This window comes from Ruegeria sp. PrR005 (assembly GCF_010500245.1).
Classification (GTDB): Bacteria; Pseudomonadota; Alphaproteobacteria; order Rhodobacterales; family Rhodobacteraceae; genus Ruegeria_B; species Ruegeria_B marisflavi.
This window is the reverse complement of the sequence record NZ_JAAGOX010000046.1, coordinates 1-1,338: the sequence shown is the minus strand read 5'-3', so window position 1 is coordinate 1,338 and position 1,338 is coordinate 1. Positions and strand designations below refer to the sequence as shown.

Annotated in this window: 1 protein-coding gene; it reads right to left on the bottom strand. The window is 60.6% G+C overall.

Going from position 1 to position 1,338, the window contains the following annotated elements:
• Positions 1-855: hypothetical protein (locus G0P99_RS18780; protein WP_203583167.1), on the bottom strand; the 855-nt coding region annotated here is incomplete at its 3' end.
• Positions 856-1,338: the final 483 nt, after the last annotated feature.

Here is a 1,338-nt window from a genome sequence, read left to right as displayed (position 1 = left end):
GACCGAACTGGTCGCTGCACTGGTCACGCTCTCGTTGGTGCCGAAGTTGTCGGTGTAGGAATACCGGACCGAGATCGCCGCGCCAACGTCGTCCTGGGTCAACTCATACGTCGAAGCCGTGGCGCCCGAGATCGCCGTATCGCCACGCAGCCACTGGTAGGCAACAGTTGTCGCATCAATCCCATCGACATCGGACACGCCAGTGGCATCCGCAGTCAGCGTCTCGCCCTGCCGCGCCGTGCCGGAGATCGCCACCGCCCCCGAGGGCGCATCGTTGACGTTCGAGACCGAACTGGTCGCTGCACTGGTCACGCTCTCGTTGGTGCCGAAGTTGTCGGTGTAGGAATACCGGACCGAGATCGCCGCGCCAACGTCGTCCTGGGTCAACTCATACGTCGAAGCCGTGGCGCCCGAGATCGCCGTATCGCCACGCAGCCACTGGTAGGCAACAGTTGTCGCATCAATCCCATCGACATCGGACACGCCAGTGGCATCCGCAGTCAGCGTCTCGCCCTGCCGCGCCGTGCCGGAGATCGCCACCGCCCCCGAGGGCGCATCGTTGACGTTCGAGACCGAACTGGTCGCTGCACTGGTCACACTTTCCGCGGCACCCTGCCCGTCGGTGTAGGATACCACGACCGAGATCGCGGCCCCGACATCGGCCTGGGACAGGGGATGGGAGGCCCCTGTGGCACTCGGGATGGCCGCGCCGTCCCGCTGCCACTGGAAGCTCAACGTGCCCAGCCCGTCGGCATCCGCCAGCGTCGAGGTGTCTGCGGTCAGGGTCGCGCCCTGGATCAGATCGCCTGAAACAAGGACCTCGCCAGAGGGGCGCAAGTTGTCGAGAATCGACACTTCAAACCGTCCCCTCGAAGTGCCGTCGGCAAAAGTGATGCCGAACAGATCAACTTCCAGAAAGAGGGTCTCGTCTCCTTCAACAAGACTGTCCCTGAGTGCGGAAAAGGAAATATCCACCTCCCTGGACTGTGGAGTCGTTGAAACTATCGACATCGAACCAGCGCCGCTGGACCCAGAAAAGTCGCTGCCAGATGCATTTCCACCAACAGTGGAGAAACGGAAACTATAGCTAAAGCTGGCATTCGTCAGATTATCAAAAACCAGATGAAAAGTTGAACCATCCCCTTCCGAAATACTGAACCCGTCGTCATTTTCCACAACAGCACGTTGACCGTTCGCGGGAACACTTGCCCCGACGAGTTCGATCTCGGTATTGAATCCGAGCGCGGTCAATTCGCTGGTTGAGTAGGTCCGCGTGTTGCCCTGAGCGTCTTCGACCGAAACCCTTTCGATCGTGTAGAGGCCGGGGTTATTGACACC